Raw genomic sequence first — 20,469 nt, 5'->3', positions numbered from 1 at the left:
GACGTATAGTGGTTATGGCCGGATTACGCGTCTCATATAAGATTTAACCTGAAAGTGTCAATCTATCATCATCATAACAGTTCAGATTCAAATGAGAATTAAAAAAACTACAGCATGCAATTTACTTCTTTGCCTGCTCTCTCTTCCTGTAATGGCTCAGGTAAAACCGGCCGATTACGTTAATCCTATTATTGGAACCAATGGTATGGGGCATACCTTTCCCGGAGCATGCGTACCTCATGGTATTGTACAGCTAAGTCCGGATACGGATACCATTCCCCATAATGTAAACGGTGTCTACCAACCACGTGCCTACGAGTATTGTGCCGGATATCAATACAAAGACAGCACCATTGTTGGATTCAGTCATACCCATTTAAGCGGAACGGGGCATTCGGACCTGGGAGATATCTTAATTATGCCATTTACCGGACCCTTGCAGACCAATCCGGGAACGGCTTCCGATCCTGATAGTGGATATCGATCCAGATTCAGTCACAATACAGAGGTTGCCCGTCCGGGTTATTACGAGGTGATGCTATCGGATGATGCGATTAAAGTACAGCTCACCACAACCGAACGTGTGGGTATTCATAAATATACGTACCCCCGGGGGGCTTCCCAGAAAATAATAGTAGACCTGAATCACGCCATTTATAATTACGACGGAAAGGTTTTATGGGCAAATTTACGGGTAGAGAATGATACCCTGCTGACCGGATATCGCATAACGAATGGCTGGAGCCGGGTGAATTACACCTACTTTGCAATCTCTTTTTCAAAATCCATCAAGAAGTATGGGTATGAAGACAAGCAGAAGATTGCCTATAATGGTTTTTGGCGTCGGTTTAAGGTGAATGAGAATTTCCCCGAGATAGGTGGACGGAAAGTCGTTTCGTATTTCGAGTTTGATGATTCCGACAATAAACCTTTGGAAATAAAGGTGGCACTTTCCGGAGTAAGTACTTTGGGAGCACTTAAAAACCTGGAAGCAGAAGCCTCCGGCCGGACTTTCGACGAACTTACAATCCAGGCCGCTGAGAAGTGGAATAAGGAATTGTCAGTTATCGAAGCCCATGGAGATAAGGATAAGCTGACCATGTTATATACTTCTCTGTATCACACCCTCATCAATCCATCGGTTTATGCCGACGTGGACGGGCAGTACAGGGGGGTAGACCAGGCGGTACATCAGACAAAAGATTTTATGAATTATACGGTGTTTTCTGTTTGGGATACCTACCGGGCATTACACCCATTGTTCAATATCATCAACCGTGAACGTAATACGGACATGGTGAAATCGATGATAGCCCACAGTCAGCAAAGTGTGCACAAAGCATTGCCTGTATGGAGTCATATGGGAAATGAAAATTGGTGTATGATCGGGTACCACTCAGTCTCCGTTTTGTCGGACGCAATCGCCAAAGGATTGCCTGTGGATAAAGACCAATCGTTGAAAGCAATGATCAGCAGCTCATCGATACCCTATTACGATCATACCGATGAGTATATGAAACTGGGGTATGTTTCCTTCGACCAGAGTGCATCAGCCGCATCCATTACATTGGAATATGCCTACGATGACTGGACTATTTATAAGTTGGCTCAATCTATGGGTAACCAAAAGGTAGCCGACGAGTATAAAAAGAGAGCTTTGAGTTACCGTAATCTATTTGATAAAGAGCTGGGTTTTGCCCGTCCCCGTTATGCAGACGGCACTTGGAAGCCGGCGTTCAGTCTGCTCAACACCCATGGCGAAGGTTTTATTGAAGGTAATTCATGGAACTACTCGTTTTATGTACCCCACGATGTAAACGGGCTGATCGAAATGATGGGAGGCGACAGCCGTTTCATCAATAAGCTTGATTCGTTGTTCTCCATGCATTTGCCGGACGAGTTCTTCGCCCACACAGAAGATGTAACCCGCGAAGGATTGCTGGGTACCTATGTACATGGTAACGAACCGAGTCACCATATCCCTTATTTGTATATGTGGAGCAGCAAACCCTGGAAAACCCAGTACTGGATCAGGGAAATCATGAACCGGATGTACCGGAATAATATCGACGGACTTTGTGGGAACGACGACTGCGGACAAATGTCTGCGTGGTATGTACTTTCTGCCATGGGATTTTATCCTGTTTGTCCGGGTACAGATCAATATGTAATAGGAGCACCCTATCTACCCTATATGAAGCTTACGCTTGAAAACGGAAAAGAGTTGGTTATAAAAGCGGATAAGGTGAGCGACAAGAACCGTTATGTGAAATCGGTCAAACTTAACGGAAAACCTTACCATAAAGCTTTTATCGGGCAACAAGATATAATGAATGGGGGAGAGCTTACTTTCGAAATGTCGTCTCAACCAAATAAACAGAGGATATTTAAGGGCGAGAACAGACCATATTCGTTGTCTGAATAACCGTATTGACGCACAAAAATAGCTCAAAACAGATTAATGTACGACGAAAATATGCTATCTTTCGGCTGAAATTGCGAAAGATGACAGCACATGAACAGATTGTACAACGAAAGATATAAAAGTTTTGATCAGTATGTATCCGATCAGGAAATTGGATTTACAAAATGGGATTTAACAGAAGGAGAAAGTTTAAATAGAGAGCTTATCGATCACAATCATATTTTCTTTATTTTAAATGGCTCTGTTAAGATTTCTTGTAATGAATTTCATGATCGGATATTTAAAGCCGGTGAAATGGTGTTTATTCCCAAATCCGCTTCATTTACGGGAGAGACGCTTGAAGCCAGCCTGATTATCAACCATTCTTTTGAAAATCCGCTCAACATATGCGATAAGGCCATGATGGAATCGCTGGCACCCTTAAGCGATACCATTGCCTATCGGTTTCAGCCCCTGGCAATCCGTCCGCCACTGGATCATTTTCTGGAGTTATTTGTAAGCTATCTGGACGATGGGGTACGATGCAGCCATCTGTTCCAGGCGAAGCAGTCCGAGATCTTTGTCCTTTTCAGGTTGTATTACACGCGTCTTGAGAATGCAACCTTCTTTTACCCCCTGATAGGTAAAAGTGTGGATTTTAAAAGTTTTGTAATGGCTAACTATCTAAAAGTTGAAAGTGTGGAGGAATTTGCACGATTAGGAGGCTATAATGTATCCACCTTTCGTAAAAAGTTCAAAGCGCATTTTAACGAATCGGCTTACCAATGGATTTTAAAGCAAAAGTCAAAACATATAAAGTATAAGATATCTATTGAGAATGTTGCTTTCAAGGATATTATGGACGAATATGGCTTTGCCACCCCGGCTCATTTCAACGAATATTGCAAGACTCATTTTGGAATGACACCTTCCCAATTAAGGGAGAGCCTTAAATAGAAATTAAGTCTCAAGCTATTCTATAAAAGATGCTAAAAAACACCTTTTAGTCCTTCCTGTATCAGATTCCATAACAACAATCATATTTTGCGTAACAATAGTGGCGCAAGGATGTTCTATATTTGTAACCGTAAGTTTTACGAGTTGAAAGCGAGTTAGAACTAGATAATTTAATCAAATTAATTTACTGTAAATGGCAAATTTAGATTTAAGTAAGTATGGAATTGTAGCGGATGCTGTAATTGTTCATAACCCTTCTTATGAGCAGTTGTTCCAGGCAGAAACTGATCCAAGTAACCAAGGTTACGAAGTTGGAAAACTGACAAACACAGGTGCAGTGGCAGTAGACACAGGTGTCTTTACCGGTCGTTCTCCTAAAGACAGATACATCGTTAAAGATGCAACTACTGAAGATACAATTTGGTGGGACGGCACAATCAACAAGCCAGTTTCAACCGAAGTTTGGAATGATTTGAAGGCATTATCTTTGAAACAGCTTTCTTCTGCAAAGAAATTATACGTTGTTGATACTTATTGCGGTACAAACGAAGACACACGTATGAAAGTACGTTTCGTTATGGAAGTTGCATGGCAGGCTCACTTCGTGACAAACATGTTTATCCGTCCTTCACAATATGAACTGGAACACTACGGCGAACCTGATTTCGTTGTATTGAACTCTTCAAAAACAACCAATCCGAACTGGAAAGAGCAGGGCTTGAACTCAGAAGTATTTGTATGCTTCAACCTGACTGAAAAACTTCAGATCATCGGTGGTACATGGTACGGTGGTGAAATGAAGAAAGGTATGTTCGCTATGATGAACTACTACCTGCCTCTAAGAGGTATGGCTTCTATGCACTGTTCTGCCAACGTTGGTAAAGATGGTGATGTAGCTGTATTCTTCGGTCTTTCAGGAACAGGTAAGACAACTCTTTCTGCCGACCCGAAACGTTACCTTATCGGTGACGACGAGCACGGTTGGGATGACAACGGTGTATTTAACTACGAAGGTGGTTGCTACGCTAAGGTTATCAGCTTGAGCCAGGAAAACGAACCAGATATCTGGCAGGCTATCAAACGTGATGCTTTGCTTGAAAACGTAACAGTTCGCGAAGATGGTTCTGTTGACTATGCTGATGGATCAAAGACAGAAAACACACGTGTTTCTTATCCTATCTATCACATCAACAAGATCGTTCTTCCTTCAAGAGCAGGTCACGCTAAGAAAATCATCTACTTGTCTGCAGATGCTTTCGGAGTATTACCTCCGGTTTCTATCCTGGACGACAAGCAAGCTCAGTACCACTTCCTTTGCGGTTATACTTCTAAGTTGGCCGGAACAGAACGCGGTATCACTGAACCGGTTCCTTCTTTCTCTCCTGCTTTCGGTGAGGCATTCCTTACTTTGCATCCTACTATGTATGCTAAGACACTTGTGTCTAAAATGCAGGAGCACGGAGCAAAAGCTTATTTGGTTAACACCGGATGGAACGGAACAGGCAAGCGTATTTCTATCAAGAATACACGTGCTATTATCGATGCTATCATTGATGGTTCTATCGAAAACGCAGAAAAGGTTACTCTTCCAGTATTGAACCTGACAGTTCCAAAAGCATTGAACAATGTTTCTGAAGGTATCCTTGACCCACGTGATACGTATGCCGACGTAAACGAATGGACAGAAAAGGCTAAGAGCCTTGCTGCAAAATATATTAAGAATTTTGAGCAATACTGCGATAACGACGATGCAAAAGCATTAATTGCATCAGGTCCGCAGTTGTAATTAGTTAAATTGATGACGATTGGATATGGGCTGCCTGTTGATAGGTAGCCCTATCTTTTTATATAGATGCCCGGTGTTTATTTTTTTCCTTCTCTATTTCGGTGAATTATGACTATAGTATAGTTCCTTTTTTGTATTTTTGCCCCTTATTTTATTAAATTGACGAAGCGTTTAAGAAAGAGAGAAATGTGTGTCTCTTTCGTACCAGAGCGAACAACCTAATAATAATCATAAAAATGGATACTCAGACAGAAACAGCAAAAGAGACAATCAATCCCGCTAAACCTGCGGATTTAATTTATGGAGTAGACGATCGTCCACCTTTCAGAGATGCCTTTTTTGCAGCACTGCAGCACTTGTTGGCAATCTTTGTTGCCATCATTACTCCTCCGCTTATTATTTGCGGGGCATTGAAAACAGATCTTGAAACAACCGGTTTTATGGTTTCAATGGCATTGTTTGCTTCTGGTATCTCAACCTTTATACAGTGTAGGAAAGTGGGTCCCGTTGGAGCCGGATTACTTTGTATCCAGGGTACAAGCTTTTCTTTTATCGGCCCAATCATCTCCATGGGACTTTCGGGCGGACTTCCGCTTATTTTTGGGGTTTGTATCGCGGCTTCGCCCATCGAAATGATCATCAGCCGTACATTCCGCTATATGCGTTCCATCATCACTCCACTGGTTTCCGGTATCGTAGTACTGCTTATCGGTCTTAGTCTGGTTAAAGTGGGCGTGGTATCTTGCGGTGGTGGATACGGCGCAATGGATAACGGAACTTTTGGTAGCTTAGAGCATGTAGGAATTGCTGCTGTTGTAATGGGAAGCGTTTTGTTCTTCAACCGCTGTAAAAACAAATATTTACGTATGAGCTCTATCGTACTCGGTCTTTGTATCGGTTACGGAATAGCATTGGCAATGGGCAAGGTGGACTTCAGTCAGGTAACATCTCAAAATATCTGGTCGTTCAATATCCCGGTTCCATTCAAATACGGACTGGACTTTAATATCTCTTCATTCATTGCCATTGGTTTGATTTATTTGATTACAGCCATCGAGGCAACCGGCGATGTTACTGCAAATTCAATGATTTCTGGTAAGTCGATCGAAGGAGAAAGCTATTTGAAACGCGTATCAGGTGGGGTTTTGGCAGACGGATTCAATTCTATGTTGGCCGGTATTTTCAACTCATTCCCCAATTCAATATTTGCACAGAATAATGGTATTATCCAGCTTACAGGTGTTGCCAGCCGTTACGTTGGTTATTATATCGCCGCTATGTTGGTTTTGTTGGGCTTGTTCCCAATAGTAGGACTTATATTCTCTTTAATGCCCGATCCTGTTCTGGGTGGTGCAACCTTATTGATGTTTGGTACAGTTGCCGCTGCCGGTATCCGTATCATCTCTTCTCAGCAGATCAACAGAAAAGCTACGTTGGTACTGGCCGTGAGCTTGTCGCTCGGACTTGGTGTAGAATTAATGCCGGATATCCTTAAAACGGCTCCGGAAGCTATAAAAAGTATCTTCTCATCGGGTATCACTACTGGTGGATTAACTGCCATTTTAGCGAATGCCCTGATTCACGTTAAAGAAGAAAAAGAAGTTAAAGAATAATATGGATGCATTAAAAAAGAGAATACTCCAAGATGGCAAATGCTTTGAAGGAGGAATTCTGAAAGTAGACAGCTTTATTAATCATCAGATGGATCCCATGCTGATGCATCAGATAGCTCAGGAATTTGTTAACCGGTTTAAGGGTGTAAAAATCAATAAAATCGTAACAATCGAGGCAAGCGGAATTGCGCCTGCGATAATGGTTGGTTTTATAATGCAGCTTCCGGTTGTTTTTGTTAAGAAGAAACAACCTAAAACTATGGAGAACATGCTTACAACCACTGTGCATTCTTTTACGAAGGACAGAGATTATACGGTATGTATCAGCAATAACTTTCTTACTGCCGAAGATCATGTTTTGTTTGTTGATGATTTTCTTGCAAACGGAAATGCGTCTCTGGGAATGATCGATCTTATTAAGCAGGCCGGTGCTACCCTGAGTGGTATGGGGTTTGTTATTGAGAAGGCATTCCAAAACGGAGGGAAAATCTTACGAGAGAAGGGCGTGCATGTAGAATCGCTGGCAATTATAGAAGATTTATCCAATTGCGAAATAAAAATCCGCTAACTAAGGCTGGTTGCGGATAGAGTAAGTCCCTCCGGATATTATCCGGAGGGGCTTTTTTTGTTTCGGAAATTTAGCTTTTCAGCAAGTCGGGAATCATCGAAGGTTCCGGAGCTACACGGATACCTACTGCTTCGAGTGCGGCAATCTTCTCTTTGGCACTTCCAGATCCGCTGGATATGATGGCTCCGGCATGCCCCATCTGTTTGTCGGGCGGAGCCGATAACCCTGCAATAAATGACACAACCGGCTTGGTTACGTGGTGCTGGATGTAAGACGCTGCCCTTTCTTCTGCATTTCCGCCAATTTCGCCAATTAAAACAATGGCTTCGGTATCTTCGTCTTCTTCAAACATGGACAACAGTTCCAGGTAGTGAAGTCCCACTACAGGGTCTCCACCTATTCCAACTGCGGTAGATTGTCCCATTCCTGCCGCTGTAAGGTGATAGACTACTTCGTAGGTAAGTGTGCCGCTTCGGCTTATAACACCTACGCCACCGGCCTTAAATATAGAAGCAGGCATAATGCCGCATAAACTCTTTTCCGGCGAAATAAGTCCCGGACAGTTCGGCCCGATCAGGGAGGCACCTTTTAACTTTACATAATTGTAAGCTTTGATCACATCGAGGGTGGGTACCCCTTCGGTAATGCATATAATCAGCTTTATTCCGGCGTCGGCAGCTTCCATTATAGCATCGCAGGCAAATGCGGCTGGTACAAAGATGATGGATGTGTCGGCCTGCATAAGTCGTACCGTTTCATGTACGGTGTTAAATACCGGCACACCATTTACAAATGTGCCTCCTTTACCCGGAGAAGTACCTGCAACAACCTGTGTACCGTATTCTTTCATTTTTCCGGCATGGAATCCACCATCCCGGCCGGTTATACCCTGAACAACTACTCTTGTATTTTTATTGATAAGAATGCTCATAATTAAATATAGATTAATAGGTTTTTAGTGCAAGATTAACAGCCATTCTTGTTGCCTCGCTCATGGTATTGGCTACATACAGTTTGGAGTCTTTAAGCAGAGCCCTGCCAAGCTCCTCGTTTGTACCCGTTAGCCGGACTACCACCGGTATATCTGTATCAATTTGTTCGAAGGCCTTTAAAAGTCCGTTTGCTACATCATCACACCGGGTGATTCCGCCAAAAATATTGATTAGAACCACCTTTACATCACTGTCCTGCAATAACAATTTCATTGCATGCACTACTTTCTCGCTGTTAGAGCTTCCGCCGATGTCAAGGAAATTTGCAGGTTTCCCCCTATATCTTTTAATAAGATCCATGGTAGCCATGGCAAGACCGGCTCCGTTAACCATGCAACCAATCTCTCCTCCCAGGTGTACATAGCTGAAACCTTTCGCTTTTGCCTCTTTTTCCTTCTTCTCTTCTACTGTGGGTTCAAAGAGGGTGGCAATTTGGGGATGTCGATACAACGCGTTGTCATCGAAAGTCATTTTCGCATCAACTGCCACCAACGTATCATCCGGAGTAAGAACCAGGGGATTTATCTCGGCAAGCGAAGCGTCGGTTTCGAGCATAAGTTTGTATAAGGATTTTATAATGTGGCTGAGCTGGTTGATCAGTTTAATATCGGTGAACAATGAAAATGCCACTTTTCTGGTAAAGAAATCGGGTGTTCCCAATAGCGGGTCGATCTGAAATTTATAGATACGTTCGGGAGTGGAGTGCGCCACCTCTTCAATATCTATCCCCCCGTCGCTGCTCAACATAAGTAAAGCCGATTTTGTGTTACGGTCTACGACTATACTCATGTAATATTCTTTTTTGATATCTGCAGCTTCGGTCACCAGAATTCTGTCTACGGGAATATCTTTAATCTTTATGCCCAATATGGCTTCGGCATTTGCTTTCACCTTTTCCGGACTGTCGGCAAGTTTGATTCCGCCCGCCTTTCCCCGTCCACCGGTTAAAACTTGTGCTTTTAATACCACCAGAGGTACATTTAAGCGCGAGTATGCATCTACAGCTTCGTCGGCCGTATGGCATAGTATCTGCTTCTTTACCGGAATATCATACGCGGCAAACAATTCTTTTGCCTGGTACTCGTGTATCTTCATTCGTGTTGAGTATTTATAAGGTAAAACAATAAGGAATATTCATAGGATTGATGTAGACAACGATGGATGTCCAATTTGATCTACTCTAATCAAACAGTTGAAAAGTTCGGATTGTTTTTTGTTTCTTTATAAATATAAAGATATGGGGGGCAATAAACAAATAAGGACCGGTAGTGAACCGATCCTTATTCTTTCTGTTGCGGAGGCAAGACTCGAACTTACGACCTTTGGGTTATGAGCCCAACGAGCTACCACTGCTCCACTCCGCGATATGTTTGTTATTGGATAACGAGTGCAAAGGTACGATAATATTCTTATAAAGCAAGCGAATTGGCATATAGATTTCGCAGTGTTTGGTGGAGAAGCGTGTAAGCTGTTAGGCTATAGTACATTATCGACCTAAATTATTTTATATAATTTATAGAAGAGCCTCTGTTATTATCCATTTTAAGAGATAAGACATTCTTTTTCTTTTGAAGGCAGGATCTATTGGTCTCTATGTTATGAATTAGTGCGTTCCCTGTTGTGTTCTATTATTTTCAATACGAAGAACTATTCGTTCGACAATTGTGTACTTTGCGTTTGCCATATGACAAACGCAAAGTACACAATTGGATAACTTGCATTCAACAATTGGCAAACGAATAGATGTTCGTTATAAAAAAAATAGTTCTCCGTATCTTCGCCAATACTTCTCTTAAGTAATGGAAATAGATGGATGAAGGCAAAGATGATTGTAGATAATAATTTGTTCTTGATCCACCGTTTAGAGGTGTAACGGACATTAAATTCTTCCTGTACAGATTATGCAAAATTTATGCTTAGACCCAGAATTTGTTCGTGATCCCAAGAGAGAGGGAAGGGGATAGGAGAGATGGATATACTAAATAAAAAAAGAGGAATCCGTTTGGATTCCTCTTTTGAGAGCGGAAGACGGGGCTCAAACCCGCGACCCTCAGCTTGGAAGGCTAATGCTCTATCAACTGAGCTACTTCCGCAATTTTTGTGGGCAGTGATGGATTCGAACCACCGAAGACGAAGTCAGCTGAGTTACAGTCAGCCCCATTTGGCCACTCTGGTAACTGCCCCCATTATTTTCTATTGCGTTGCAAAGGTACGATTAATTTTGTAACTTGCAAGAAAAATCTATCATTTTTATTGCAGTAATTGCAGCTTCATCACCTTTATTTCCATGCTTACCTCCGGCACGGTCTTCAGACTGCTCCATAGTATCGGTAGTTAATAGCCCGAAAATGAATGGAATATCATACATAAGATTGAGTTCGGTAACCCCTTGAGTAACTCCCGAACAAACGTAATCAAAATGCGGTGTATCACCTTTTACTACACATCCAAGTATAATTACAGCATTTAAATCCTTGCTTTCGGCCAATCTTTTTGCTCCGAAAGTCAATTCGAAGCTTCCTGGTACACGTCCAACAATGATGTTTTCTGATTTTACGCCATGTTTTTCCAACGTGTTGATAGCTCCTACAAGTAATTTCTCTGTAATATTTTTATTCCACTCAGCCACTACTATACCAATAGTCATCTCCGATGCATCGGGAACGCTGTCGAAGTCGTAAGCTGATAAATTTTGATAAGCTGTTGCCATTCTTTTTTTTATTAAAAATTAGAGGATGCCCTGATAAAAGACATCCTCTGTTTATAATCTGTTTTTTATACTTATTTTGCCGATGCGCGGGCAATATATTTGTCTATGTCTGCTGCTTCAAGGGAATTGAAATATTTTTCCTTAATAGTTGTGTATGCCTTAACAGCATCCTTCGGTTGATTCAGGCTTTCGTAAGCTAGACCGGCCTTTTTCAGATAAACCGGACTGATAACTTCATTGTCTGCCTGTGAAGCTGCTTTTTCGAAATAGCCGATTCCATCTTTTACTTTGCCTTCGTTAACAAGACAATCGCCAATCAGACCTGTTACAGAAGGAGCAATCATTTTATCGCTTCCGTCGTACGATTTTAAAAGATCCAATGCTTTCTTAGTGTCTCCTAATTTGAAATAACAGATACCTGCATAAGCCTTGGCAAGGTTTGCTGCGTCTGTTGTACCGTAATCGTCAATTATAGCTTCAAAGCCAGGATAATCAGCCCCGTTGCCGTTTAAGGCCAATGCAAAAGAATCCTGTGCGAAATATTGTTCACCTTTAAACATGGCTGCATTTGCTTTCTTTTCCTGAGGAACCAAATATGCATAGTTAAAGCCAACAAAAGCGCCAACAACAACTGCTATTGCAACAACGCCGTAAATAATTTTTTTAGTGTTCTTTTCGATGAATTCTTCAGTGCGCGAAACGATTACTCCGATTTCCGCTTCTGTGTGGGTGCCATTTCCGTTAGTAGCCATAATATTTTTTTGTTATTTATTAGTTTGCCTAATCGCATCAATTACTTTATTCAAAGCGCAAAAGTAAATTTTTTTAATGAAATAAGCTAAACTTATAGTATATTTTTTACGTATAAGATTAAATGCTCACTTGTTGGCATCTCTTTTTATTTTAACTTTGTAAATCAAAACGAGCAACAGATGATACTTAAGAGGCTTTCTATCCTAAATTACAAAAATATACGGCAGACAGAGGTTGCTTTTTCACCCAAAATGAATTGTTTTTTTGGAAATAATGGAATGGGAAAAACAAACTTGCTGGATGCCATTCATTACCTTTCCTTTTGTAAAAGTTACCTGAATACTCCCGAAAGTCTACTTGTTACAACCGACGAAGAATTATGTGTCCTTCAGGGTGCTTATTTATATGAAGGGCGTGATGAAGACATTTTTTGCTCCATCCGCAGGAAGTCACGCAAACAATTTAAAAGGAATAAGAAAGAATACGATAAATTATCCGATCATATCGGATTACTGCCATTGGTCATGGTTTCGCCGGCCGATTCCGAATTGATTCAGGGTGGGAGCGACGAACGTCGTAAATTCCTTGATATGATCATCTCCCAACAAGATAAGAATTACCTGCATGCCCTTATTCAATATAACAAAGCATTGGTGCAACGGAATGTGTTGCTTAAAAATCAGGTTACAGATTATTCGTTGTTCGAAGTTTTGGAAATGCAGATGGAGCTTTACGGCTCAAAAATATATAAGGATAGAGTCCGGTTGGTTGAAGAACTCACGCCTTTGTTCAACTCATATTATCAGACCATATGCAGTTCGTCCGAATGTGTGGGACTTACCTATATTTCGCAGTTGTCGGACTGCGGACTGGCCGAATTGCTACAGCAATCCCGCGAAAGGGATCGTTACCTCGGTTATACGTCGTCTGGTGTACATAAGGATGATCTGGAAATGACATTAAGCGGGCAGCTGATTCGCCGTGTGGGGTCGCAGGGACAAAATAAAACATTCCTGATTGCTTTAAAACTGGCTCAATTTGCCTTGTTGGCTAAAAAAGGGAATACGCTTCCGGTTTTATTGCTGGATGATATTTTTGATAAGCTGGATGCAAACAGGGTGGAACAGATTATAAAGCTTGTTTCGGGCGAAGGTTTCGGTCAGATTTTTATTACCGACACCAACCGTAAATACCTCGACGAGATACTGGAGGCGATGGATCATGCGTATTGTTTGTTTAAAGTGGAACAGGGTGAGGTGTGCCCTTTGGAAGAAGAAAATGAAACGAAATAATACACAGAAGCTGGGCGAACTGCTCCGTGATTTTTTCGAAGATAATACGGAGCTTTACGAAAAGATGATGGAAATACGCATCCGGCGGGCCTGGCAGGAGGTGCTCGGTCCGATGGTTTTGCAGTACACGCGCAATGTATATGTAAAGGATAAGGTGCTTTATGTATCTCTTACATCCTCTGTATTACGGAGTGAGCTGGTGCTGTGCCGCGAAAAATTAGTGAAGAGTCTGAACGACTATGCCGGTTCTCAGGTGATAAGAGATATTGTAATCCGTTGAATTTACTGTTATATAACCTTCGATTCGGTAATCACAACATCCATCGGAACATCGAACGACTCGGAGGGAACTTCTTCTATAAGCTGAAATTCGTAGCAGATTCCTATTTTACATGCCTGCGAATGTTTCAACAGCTTATCGTAATACCCTTTACCTCTTCCCATGCGGTTCCGGTTTTTATCAAATGCAACGCCGGGAACAATTATGAGTGAAATATCACTTACATCTACGGGGTGATTACTTGCCGGTTCCAGGATTCCGAAAACTCCTGCTTTCAGGTTATCCGGACCGTGATAGGGTTGCAGCTTCAGGAAATCGTTCTCAATTACGGGCAGATATAATTGTTTTGTTTTGTGCCATTTGTTGATAAATGATTCGGTTTGTACTTCACCCGGTATGGCATGGTATATAGCAATCGATCTTGCATTTCTGAATTGGTCGGTTTCTTCCAGTTTAGAAAGAATCAAAGCCGACATCTTTTCCTGCCATTCCATTGTATGATTCTTTTTCAAATGGGCGATCTCTTTCCGAATTGTCTTCTTAATCTCTTTCTTATCCATTGACTATAGCATTTAATTTTATTTGTACGAAAATATAAAGGAGAGGGGTGATCCTCTCCTTTATACTGATATACTATTAAAAACAAATAGATGTCCTTATTGTTTTGCCTGCTTGGGTGCCTGCGGCATCGATTTTCCTTGCTCAATCACTTCAATAGCCTTAAGCAGGGTTACATCGTCCTTCAAAAAGATTGGGTAGAACCCTTCGTCATTAAAGAAGTTGCGTACAATATACGAATGCAGCTGGTTCTCAATAAGCTTGGCCGAGATATTGATCAGGGTAACGCGCTTGCGAATGCCTTTGGATACTGCATAGTTTGTAAACTTGTCTAATAATGGCTGCTTTTTCAGGTAGTTATATAATTCCTGATAGGTTTTGAATGATGATAGTTTTTCTCTGTTATTATCAGAATATTCCAATGTAAAGAGATTCAATACGCCGGAATTTATCACATTGCTGAAGTAGGAGGTGACGCCCGAAGTATCGCGTGGAATAAAGATATCAGGCATGATACCTCCGCCGCCATAGACTGTTCGTCCCAGCGAGGTCTGATATTTCAACGAATTGTTAATCTTGATACTGTCAGCCGAATCAAACTCTCCATGCATGAAGCGGTTGAAAAGATCCTGATCGTATTCGTCTGTCTTACCCAGTTCGTAATCCTTTTGTATACATCTTCCCGAAGGGGTATAGTAGCGGGCGATGGTAAGGCGCAAAGCCGATCCGTCACTCAATGGAATCTGAGATTGAACCAATCCTTTACCGTAGGTACGTCTGCCGATTATAAGTCCCCTGTCGTTATCCTGGATTGCTCCGGCAAAGATCTCACTGGCAGAACCGGAGAATTCGTCCGTTAGTACAACAATAGGAGCATCCTGGCAAGTTCCGGTTCCGTTTGCATACACATCGTTTCTTGGAAAGGCTTTACCCTCTGTATAAACAATCAGTCGGCCGTTTGCCATAAATTCGTTTATCATGTTGATAGCCGCATCCATATATCCTCCTGTATTACCCCGAAGGTCTATAATGAAACTCTTGCAGTTTTGCTGCTTCAGTTTTGCTATGGCTGTAATAAATTCGTTATAGGTTGTTCTTGCAAATTTATTTACCTTGATGTAACCGACACCTTCGCGAACTACATAAGCTACATCGACCGAATTAACCGGTACATCGCCACGGGTAACATTAAAATAAAGCAGGTCTTGTGAGGTGCTTCGCTTGATACCCAGTTTTACGACACTATTCTTTGCCCCACGCAAGGTTTTCATGATTTTACCCTGACTGCTGTTATTGCCTGCAAACAGAGAGTCGTTGATGGTTATGATACGGTCGCCCGCCAATAATCCGGCTTTCTCGGAAGGACCTCCCGGAATAACACTTATCACCAGAATTGTATCGGTCTGCAGATTAAAAGACACGCCAATGCCGCTGAATGAACCTTCAAGCTCTTCGTTTACCATCTGTGCATCCGCAGCAGGTATATAACCCGAGTGAGGATCCAGTTCGCTGAAAATCTTTGGAATGGCTCCTTCCACCAGTTGACTCATATTTACCGTATCCACATACTGTTCGTCAATGATGTCCAGAATGGCATTGATCTTATTTCCGCTGGCATAGTTGCGGAATTTTCCGGTTGAAATGGAAAGATAGTGGTTCCCAATAAATATACCCAAGGCAATGCTTGCGGCAATGATGACAGGCAACCAGATAGCAATTCTCTTATTCTTATCCATAAGATTGTATCTATTATTCGTTTAAATCAATATAGGAAAGTTCAATGCCGGCACGGGATAGCAAATTGCATCCATCTTCTACGCGGTATTTCTCTGAATATACTACGCGCCTGATACCCGACTGAATAATGAGTTTGGCACATTCTATACAGGGGGCGGAGGTGATGTATATGGTGGCATCCTTGCTGCTGTTTGACGAAGCCGCTACCTTGGTGATCGCATTTGCCTCGGCATGAAGAACATAAGGTTTGGTAACATTGAATTCGTCTTCACATACATTCTCGAATCCGGATGGTGTGCCGTTATATCCATCCGAAATAATCATCTGGTCTTTAACAATCAGAGCGCCTACCTGTCTGCGTTTGCAGTATGAATTTTCAGCCCAGATGGCAGCCATTCGCAGGTATCGTTTGTCTAATTCCAGTTGTTTATCAGTCTTTTCGCTCATATGATCACATATTTTAAGGTACAGGTTAATGGTTGAGAGCGTACCATTATGAAAGAATAACGGTACGCTATTGAATTCTCTGTACATTCAAGCCACAAAAATAGCGATATTTAGCTTAGTTGTAGTCAGTTTTAGTATTAATTTTTAATACCATTCCTTTTTAACAATGCGTTAATTTCGGGTTTCTGACCGCGAAAGCGGATATACAGTTCCATAGGGTCTTCCGTTCCACCTTTTGAAAGTATATTTTTGTAGAATGAACCTGCCACCTCTTTGTTAAATATACCGGCTTCCTTGAAGGCCGCAAATGCATCGGCATCAAGTACTTCGGCCCATTTATATCCATAGTATCCGGCTGCGTAACCTCCGGAAAAGATATGTCCGAAACTGCTGCTCATCAAAGTACCATCCACTTCCGGAAGTATAGAGGCTGCCGACCAGGCATTCTTTTCAAATTTAGTTACGTCGCCGTCGAAAGGTTGGGTTAACGTATGCCAGGCCATATCGAGCATGCCGAAACTTAGCTGGCGGCAGCATTGATAGCCTGTATTGAAGTTCGAAGCGTCTACCAATTTCTGTACCATCTCCTGAGGGATCTTCTCTCCGGTCTGATAATGGATTGCAATTTGGTCGAGGAATTCCTTCTCCGTAAGCCAGTTTTCCATTATCTGCGATGGAAGCTCGACAAAATCTCTGTAAACATTGGTGCCCGACAGACTTGCATAGGTTCCCTTGGCAAGCATACCATGCAGTGCATGTCCGAATTCGTGCAAAAGTGTATTCACTTCATCAAAAGAGAGCAACGATGGTTTCGTATCCGTAGGCATGGTGAAGTTCATCACGATCACAACCTGTGGACGGCTGTCTTTGCCATTTTCCATATATTGTTCTTTTACACTGTTCATCCAGGCACCGGACTGCTTCCCTTCCCTTGGGAAGAAGTCGGTATATAAAACGGACAGAAATTTTCCATCGGCATCATATACTTCGTATGTATTTACATCGGGGTGATAGACCGGGATGTTTTTGTTTTCCTTAAATGTGATGCCATACAGTTGGGTAGCCAATCCGAACACACCCTTCTGAACCTGCTTCAGCTCAAAATAGGGACGGGTCATCTCGTCGTTGATGTTAAACTTGACATCTTTAAGCTTTTCAGAATAATAGCTCCAGTCCCAGGGCATGATGTCGAAGTTTTTCTTTTCCATTCCCAATGCAAATCCCTGTACCGCATTATATTCGTTCACTGCTACCGGTTTGTAAGCTGCCAGTAATTTGTCTGTCAGCTCGTATACCGCTTCCGGTTTTTGGGCCATTCTTCTTTTTAAGGTATATTCTGCAAAGGAATTATATCCCATCAGCCGGGCAATGGCAAGGCGCGTGTTTACAATATTCTTGATGTTTTCCTTGTTATCATACTCATCCCCTTTATTACCCACAGCCATATTTGCGAGGTAAAGTTCTTTGCGCAGCTCTCTGTTGTCTGCATACCGCATAAAAGGAACATAGCTGGGAGCGGACAGCGTGAACATCCAACCTGTCTTACCTTTCTCCTTTGCCTTTAGTGCAGCCGCATCAATCACTCCCTGAGGCAATCCGGCTAACTGATCCTCCGAGGTTAGCAGCAGTTCGTACCTGTTTTCGTCTTTTAATACGTTCTGATCGAATTTAAGAGTGAGTTTACTTAATTCGGTGCTTAGTTCCCTGTATTTTGCTTTATCTTCGGCCGAAAGGTTTGCTCCACGTACTGAAAAGGCGTAGTAGGTCTCTTCCAGAAGTTTAGCCTCTTCTGTGGAAAGAGGTAGTTTGTCTTTCTGTTCGTACACAGCTTTTACCCTGGCAAATAGTTTTTCGTTGAGGTAGATGTTGTTAGAGCTCTCCGACAACTTGGGTGAAATGCGTTCGGATATCTCCATCATTTCATCGTTGCTTTCCGCACTTAGTACATTATAGAATGCCGAACTCACCTTGGTTAATAATTTACCGCTGTATTCGAGCGCTTCTATGGTGTTCTTGAATGTAGCCGGCCGGGGATTGCCGGCAATGGTTTCAACCTCCTGGGCTAATTGTTTTATTCCTTCATCAAAAGCCGGTTCGTAATGTTCCGTTTTAATTTTGTTAAAAGGCGGCGTTTCAAATGGCGTTTTATATTTACTAAAAAAAGGATTTGAAGCCGCTTGTGTCATATTTGTCATAGTTAAAAATAATACTAGGATAATAAATAATTGTCTCATAAGATATTGTAATTAAGGAAATGAATGCAAAGATGCGAAAACCTTTTCAAAAAACCGCCATATGTTCATACTATGTATTATCTCTCAATTCTAAAAAAAACTGAAAATGAATTTGTTTATTCTACATATTAGTGATATATTTGGTACATAAATAAGAATAAAACCAGTTAGCATCTAACTTAAAACCAACTATCAGTATGAGTTATCTTAAATTCGATAAGACAGTAATGATAAACCTCGAGGAGTCTCTTAGACGGGAAATTCTGCGGACGAATCGAAACGGTGCTTATCATTGTACGACTGTGGTGGATTGCAACACTCGAAAATATCATGGGCTGCTTGTAATGCCCTTGCCCGAACTTGATGATGATAACCACGTTTTGCTATCGTCATTGGATGAAACTGTTATTCAGCATGATGCACCCTTTAATCTGGGGCTTCATAAATATGCCGGAAACAATTATAATCCCAAAGGTCATAAATATATCCGCGAATTTACATGCGATACCGTTCCCAGAACAGTCTATCGTGTGGGAGGTGTGGTGCTTGCCAAAGAAAAGGTGTTCTCGCTTTATGAGAACAGGATAATGATAAAATATACCTTGGAAGACGCCCATTCGGATACAACATTACGTTTCAAACCTTTCCTCGCATTTCGTAACGCAAACAGCCTTGCGCAGGAAAATGGATCTGTAAACAAACTTTATCAGGATGTGCCCAACGGAATAAAGACCTGTATGTACAAAGGGTATCCCGATTTATACATGCAGTTTAATAAGAAGGTGAAATTTGTTTTTGAACCCTATTGGTACAACGGCATCGAATACCTGAAAGAGCAGGAGAGAGGATATCCATATAAGGAAGATCTGTATGTGCCAGGTTATTTTGAAGTTCCGATCAAGAAGGGTGAAACAATCATATTCAGTGCGGGAGTAGGTCCGGTTGCAACCAATCAGTTGAAGAAATTATTTGTGCAGGAAGCCGAAGCCCGTACACCGCGTACCAGTTTTTATAATTGTTTGAAAAATTCGGCACAGCAGTTTTATTTCCGTCCCAAGGAAGAAGATGCCTATTTGCTGGCCGGATATCCGTGGTTTAAAGTCAGGGCCCGTGACTTGTTTATATCGTTACCGGGATGTACCTTGTCTATCGACGACCCGGTGAGATTTGAAAAAATAATGCATACGGCCATGCCGGCTATACGGAACTTCATGCAGACCGGCAAGGGGGATGGGGTTATCAGAGAGATTGAGCACCCGGATGTATTCCTGTGGGCGATATGGGCCATTCACCAATATGCGAGAGCCATGGGAATTGACAAAGCGCAAACGCTTTATGCCGATTTCGTGGGAGAGATCATAACCTATTTCCGGGATCAAAAGCATCCGGATATGAAACTCATGGAAAACGGGTTGCTTTTTGCCGAAGGACGGGATAAAACCATTACCTGGATGAATTCAACTATAAACGGCAAACCGGTTGTGGCAAGATCGGGATATATTGTAGAGTTTAATGCCTTATGGTACAATGCGCTTAAGTTCTACAAGGAGCTGGCCGGGGATAAAGCGGACGAGTCTGCAGATGTTCTGATTAATAAGATGGATACCTCTTTTGTAGAGACATTCCTGAACGGATATAATTACCTGCTGGATTCGGTTAGTGGCGGGTATGTGGACTGGAGTGTACGCCCAAATATGATTTTTACAGTTGCGTTTCCATATTCGCCTCTTAACCGTGTACAGAAAAGAGCGGTTATCGATATGGTAACCAAAGAACTTGTTACACCTAAAGGACTTCGCTCCCTCAGTCCCAAAAGCGAAGGTTATAGACCTAATTATGTCGGGACTCAGAATGAACGGGATTTAGCTTACCATCAGGGTACTGCCTGGCCGTGGTTGTTTGGTGCTTACCTCGAATCGTATCTGAAGATATTTGGAAAAGGTGGAATTTCGTTTGTAGAGCGCATGTTGATAAGTATGGAAGAAGAGATGTCTTTACATTGTATTGGAACCTTGGCGGAAATTTTTGATGGGAATCCTCCCTACACGGGAAGGGGTGCAGTTTCTTTTGCAATGAATGTGGCTGCCATTCTGAGGGTTCTGGAAATGTTGAAAAAGTATAACGCCGAATAAAAATTA

General features: G+C 42.0%; 16 protein-coding genes and 3 tRNA genes. 8 read left to right on the top strand and 11 right to left on the bottom strand.

All coding sequences use genetic code 11. The features are described from left to right. The first annotated feature begins 151 nt into the window (after positions 1-151). From F5613_RS03975 to xpt, 5 genes are all read left to right on the top strand, one after another. Positions 152-2,425, top strand: coding sequence for a GH92 family glycosyl hydrolase (locus tag F5613_RS03975; RefSeq protein WP_246303350.1), 2,274 nt, complete (start codon positions 152-154; stop codon positions 2,423-2,425). Positions 2,426-2,515: 90 nt separating this feature from the next. Next, positions 2,516-3,361 (top strand): helix-turn-helix transcriptional regulator, encoded by an 846-nt coding sequence (locus tag F5613_RS03970; RefSeq protein ID WP_079682935.1) that lies wholly within the window; start codon positions 2,516-2,518, stop codon positions 3,359-3,361. Between the two features lie 193 nt (positions 3,362-3,554). Next, positions 3,555-5,147: a phosphoenolpyruvate carboxykinase (ATP) gene (gene pckA, locus F5613_RS03965; RefSeq protein WP_179398755.1), complete on the top strand. Its 1,593-nt coding sequence runs from the start codon at positions 3,555-3,557 to the stop codon at positions 5,145-5,147. A gap of 236 nt (positions 5,148-5,383) precedes the next feature. Beyond that, a complete protein-coding gene (locus tag F5613_RS03960) occupies positions 5,384-6,760 on the top strand; it encodes a nucleobase:cation symporter-2 family protein (protein WP_179398754.1) in 1,377 nt (458 codons plus the stop codon). Between the two features lies 1 nt (position 6,761). Then, positions 6,762-7,328 carry a xanthine phosphoribosyltransferase gene (gene xpt, locus F5613_RS03955; protein WP_068187330.1) on the top strand — a complete coding sequence of 189 codons (567 nt, stop codon included), beginning with the start codon at positions 6,762-6,764 and terminating at the stop codon, positions 7,326-7,328. 70 nt (positions 7,329-7,398) lie between these two features. On the opposite strand, the gene sucD is transcribed toward xpt, so the two are convergent. From sucD to F5613_RS03920, 7 genes are all read right to left on the bottom strand, one after another. Beyond that, positions 7,399-8,259, bottom strand: a complete 861-nt coding sequence (gene sucD / locus F5613_RS03950) for a succinate--CoA ligase subunit alpha (protein ID WP_179398753.1) — start codon at positions 8,257-8,259, stop codon at positions 7,399-7,401. 13 nt (positions 8,260-8,272) lie between these two features. Further along, the gene (gene sucC, locus F5613_RS03945) at positions 8,273-9,415 is read right to left on the bottom strand and encodes an ADP-forming succinate--CoA ligase subunit beta (protein ID WP_179398752.1); all 1,143 of its coding nucleotides are present in this window, start codon (positions 9,413-9,415) and stop codon (positions 8,273-8,275) included. A 197-nt stretch (positions 9,416-9,612) separates the two neighbouring features. Next, a tRNA-Met gene (locus F5613_RS03940) sits at positions 9,613-9,684 on the bottom strand. A 656-nt stretch (positions 9,685-10,340) separates the two neighbouring features. After that, positions 10,341-10,413, bottom strand: a tRNA-Gly gene (locus F5613_RS03935). An 8-nt stretch (positions 10,414-10,421) separates the two neighbouring features. Further along, positions 10,422-10,503 (bottom strand) — tRNA-Tyr (locus tag F5613_RS03930). Positions 10,504-10,535: 32 nt separating this feature from the next. Then, positions 10,536-11,030 carry a 6,7-dimethyl-8-ribityllumazine synthase gene (ribH, locus tag F5613_RS03925; protein WP_068186755.1) on the bottom strand — a complete coding sequence of 165 codons (495 nt, stop codon included), beginning with the start codon at positions 11,028-11,030 and terminating at the stop codon, positions 10,536-10,538. Between the two features lie 71 nt (positions 11,031-11,101). Beyond that, positions 11,102-11,782 (bottom strand): tetratricopeptide repeat protein, encoded by a 681-nt coding sequence (locus F5613_RS03920; RefSeq protein ID WP_068186757.1) that lies wholly within the window; start codon positions 11,780-11,782, stop codon positions 11,102-11,104. Between the two features lie 180 nt (positions 11,783-11,962). Here F5613_RS03920 and recF point away from each other — a divergent pair, with 180 nt between their 5' ends. Both recF and F5613_RS03910 read left to right on the top strand, forming a co-directional pair. Further along, positions 11,963-13,075, top strand: a complete 1,113-nt coding sequence (gene recF, locus F5613_RS03915) for a DNA replication/repair protein RecF (RefSeq protein ID WP_179398751.1) — start codon at positions 11,963-11,965, stop codon at positions 13,073-13,075. Further along, positions 13,062-13,355 (top strand): DUF721 domain-containing protein, encoded by a 294-nt coding sequence (locus F5613_RS03910; RefSeq protein WP_179398750.1) that lies wholly within the window; start codon positions 13,062-13,064, stop codon positions 13,353-13,355. Before recF ends, F5613_RS03910 begins: the two co-directional genes overlap by 14 nt. A gap of 8 nt (positions 13,356-13,363) precedes the next feature. On the opposite strand, the gene F5613_RS03905 is transcribed toward F5613_RS03910, so the two are convergent. From F5613_RS03905 to F5613_RS03890, 4 genes are all read right to left on the bottom strand, one after another. Next, positions 13,364-13,915, bottom strand: coding sequence for a 5-formyltetrahydrofolate cyclo-ligase (locus tag F5613_RS03905; protein WP_179398749.1), 552 nt, complete (start codon positions 13,913-13,915; stop codon positions 13,364-13,366). Between the two features lie 96 nt (positions 13,916-14,011). Beyond that, positions 14,012-15,649: a S41 family peptidase gene (locus F5613_RS03900; protein WP_179398748.1), complete on the bottom strand. Its 1,638-nt coding sequence runs from the start codon at positions 15,647-15,649 to the stop codon at positions 14,012-14,014. A gap of 13 nt (positions 15,650-15,662) precedes the next feature. After that, positions 15,663-16,097: a dCMP deaminase family protein gene (locus F5613_RS03895; RefSeq protein ID WP_079682944.1), complete on the bottom strand. Its 435-nt coding sequence runs from the start codon at positions 16,095-16,097 to the stop codon at positions 15,663-15,665. 137 nt (positions 16,098-16,234) lie between these two features. Continuing rightward, the gene (locus tag F5613_RS03890; protein WP_246303328.1) at positions 16,235-18,283 is read right to left on the bottom strand and encodes a M3 family metallopeptidase; all 2,049 of its coding nucleotides are present in this window, start codon (positions 18,281-18,283) and stop codon (positions 16,235-16,237) included. Positions 18,284-18,528: 245 nt separating this feature from the next. On the opposite strand from F5613_RS03890, the gene F5613_RS03885 reads away from it, so the two are divergent. Then, positions 18,529-20,463, top strand: a complete 1,935-nt coding sequence (locus F5613_RS03885) for a glycogen debranching enzyme N-terminal domain-containing protein (protein ID WP_179398746.1) — start codon at positions 18,529-18,531, stop codon at positions 20,461-20,463. Positions 20,464-20,469 lie beyond the last annotated feature (6 nt).

The sequence above is a fragment of the Macellibacteroides fermentans genome (assembly GCF_013409575.1).
GTDB lineage: Bacteria > Bacteroidota > Bacteroidia > Bacteroidales > Tannerellaceae > Macellibacteroides > Macellibacteroides fermentans.
This window is presented reverse-complemented; position numbering and strand designations above follow the sequence as displayed.

Bases quoted from the DNA above. Each gene is read 5' to 3' on its own strand.
- F5613_RS03920 (WP_068186757.1), bottom strand. From the start codon at position 11,782: ATGGCTACTAACGGAAATGGCACCCACACAGAAGCGGAAATCGGAGTA.
- F5613_RS03970 (WP_079682935.1), top strand. From the start codon at position 2,516: ATGAACAGATTGTACAACGAAAGATATAAAAGTTTTGATCAGTATGTA.
- F5613_RS03905 (WP_179398749.1), bottom strand. From the start codon at position 13,915: ATGGATAAGAAAGAGATTAAGAAGACAATTCGGAAAGAGATCGCCCAT.
- F5613_RS03910 (WP_179398750.1), top strand. From the start codon at position 13,062: ATGAAACGAAATAATACACAGAAGCTGGGCGAACTGCTCCGTGATTTT.
- sucD (WP_179398753.1), bottom strand. From the start codon at position 8,259: ATGAGCATTCTTATCAATAAAAATACAAGAGTAGTTGTTCAGGGTATA.
- F5613_RS03975 (WP_246303350.1), top strand. From the start codon at position 152: ATGGCTCAGGTAAAACCGGCCGATTACGTTAATCCTATTATTGGAACC.
- F5613_RS03885 (WP_179398746.1), top strand. From the start codon at position 18,529: ATGAGTTATCTTAAATTCGATAAGACAGTAATGATAAACCTCGAGGAG.
- F5613_RS03890 (WP_246303328.1), bottom strand. From the start codon at position 18,283: ATGACACAAGCGGCTTCAAATCCTTTTTTTAGTAAATATAAAACGCCA.
- F5613_RS03960 (WP_179398754.1), top strand. From the start codon at position 5,384: ATGGATACTCAGACAGAAACAGCAAAAGAGACAATCAATCCCGCTAAA.
- sucC (WP_179398752.1), bottom strand. From the start codon at position 9,415: ATGAAGATACACGAGTACCAGGCAAAAGAATTGTTTGCCGCGTATGAT.
- xpt (WP_068187330.1), top strand. From the start codon at position 6,762: ATGGATGCATTAAAAAAGAGAATACTCCAAGATGGCAAATGCTTTGAA.
- pckA (WP_179398755.1), top strand. From the start codon at position 3,555: ATGGCAAATTTAGATTTAAGTAAGTATGGAATTGTAGCGGATGCTGTA.
- F5613_RS03895 (WP_079682944.1), bottom strand. From the start codon at position 16,097: ATGAGCGAAAAGACTGATAAACAACTGGAATTAGACAAACGATACCTG.
- ribH (WP_068186755.1), bottom strand. From the start codon at position 11,030: ATGGCAACAGCTTATCAAAATTTATCAGCTTACGACTTCGACAGCGTT.
- recF (WP_179398751.1), top strand. From the start codon at position 11,963: ATGATACTTAAGAGGCTTTCTATCCTAAATTACAAAAATATACGGCAG.
- F5613_RS03900 (WP_179398748.1), bottom strand. From the start codon at position 15,649: ATGGATAAGAATAAGAGAATTGCTATCTGGTTGCCTGTCATCATTGCC.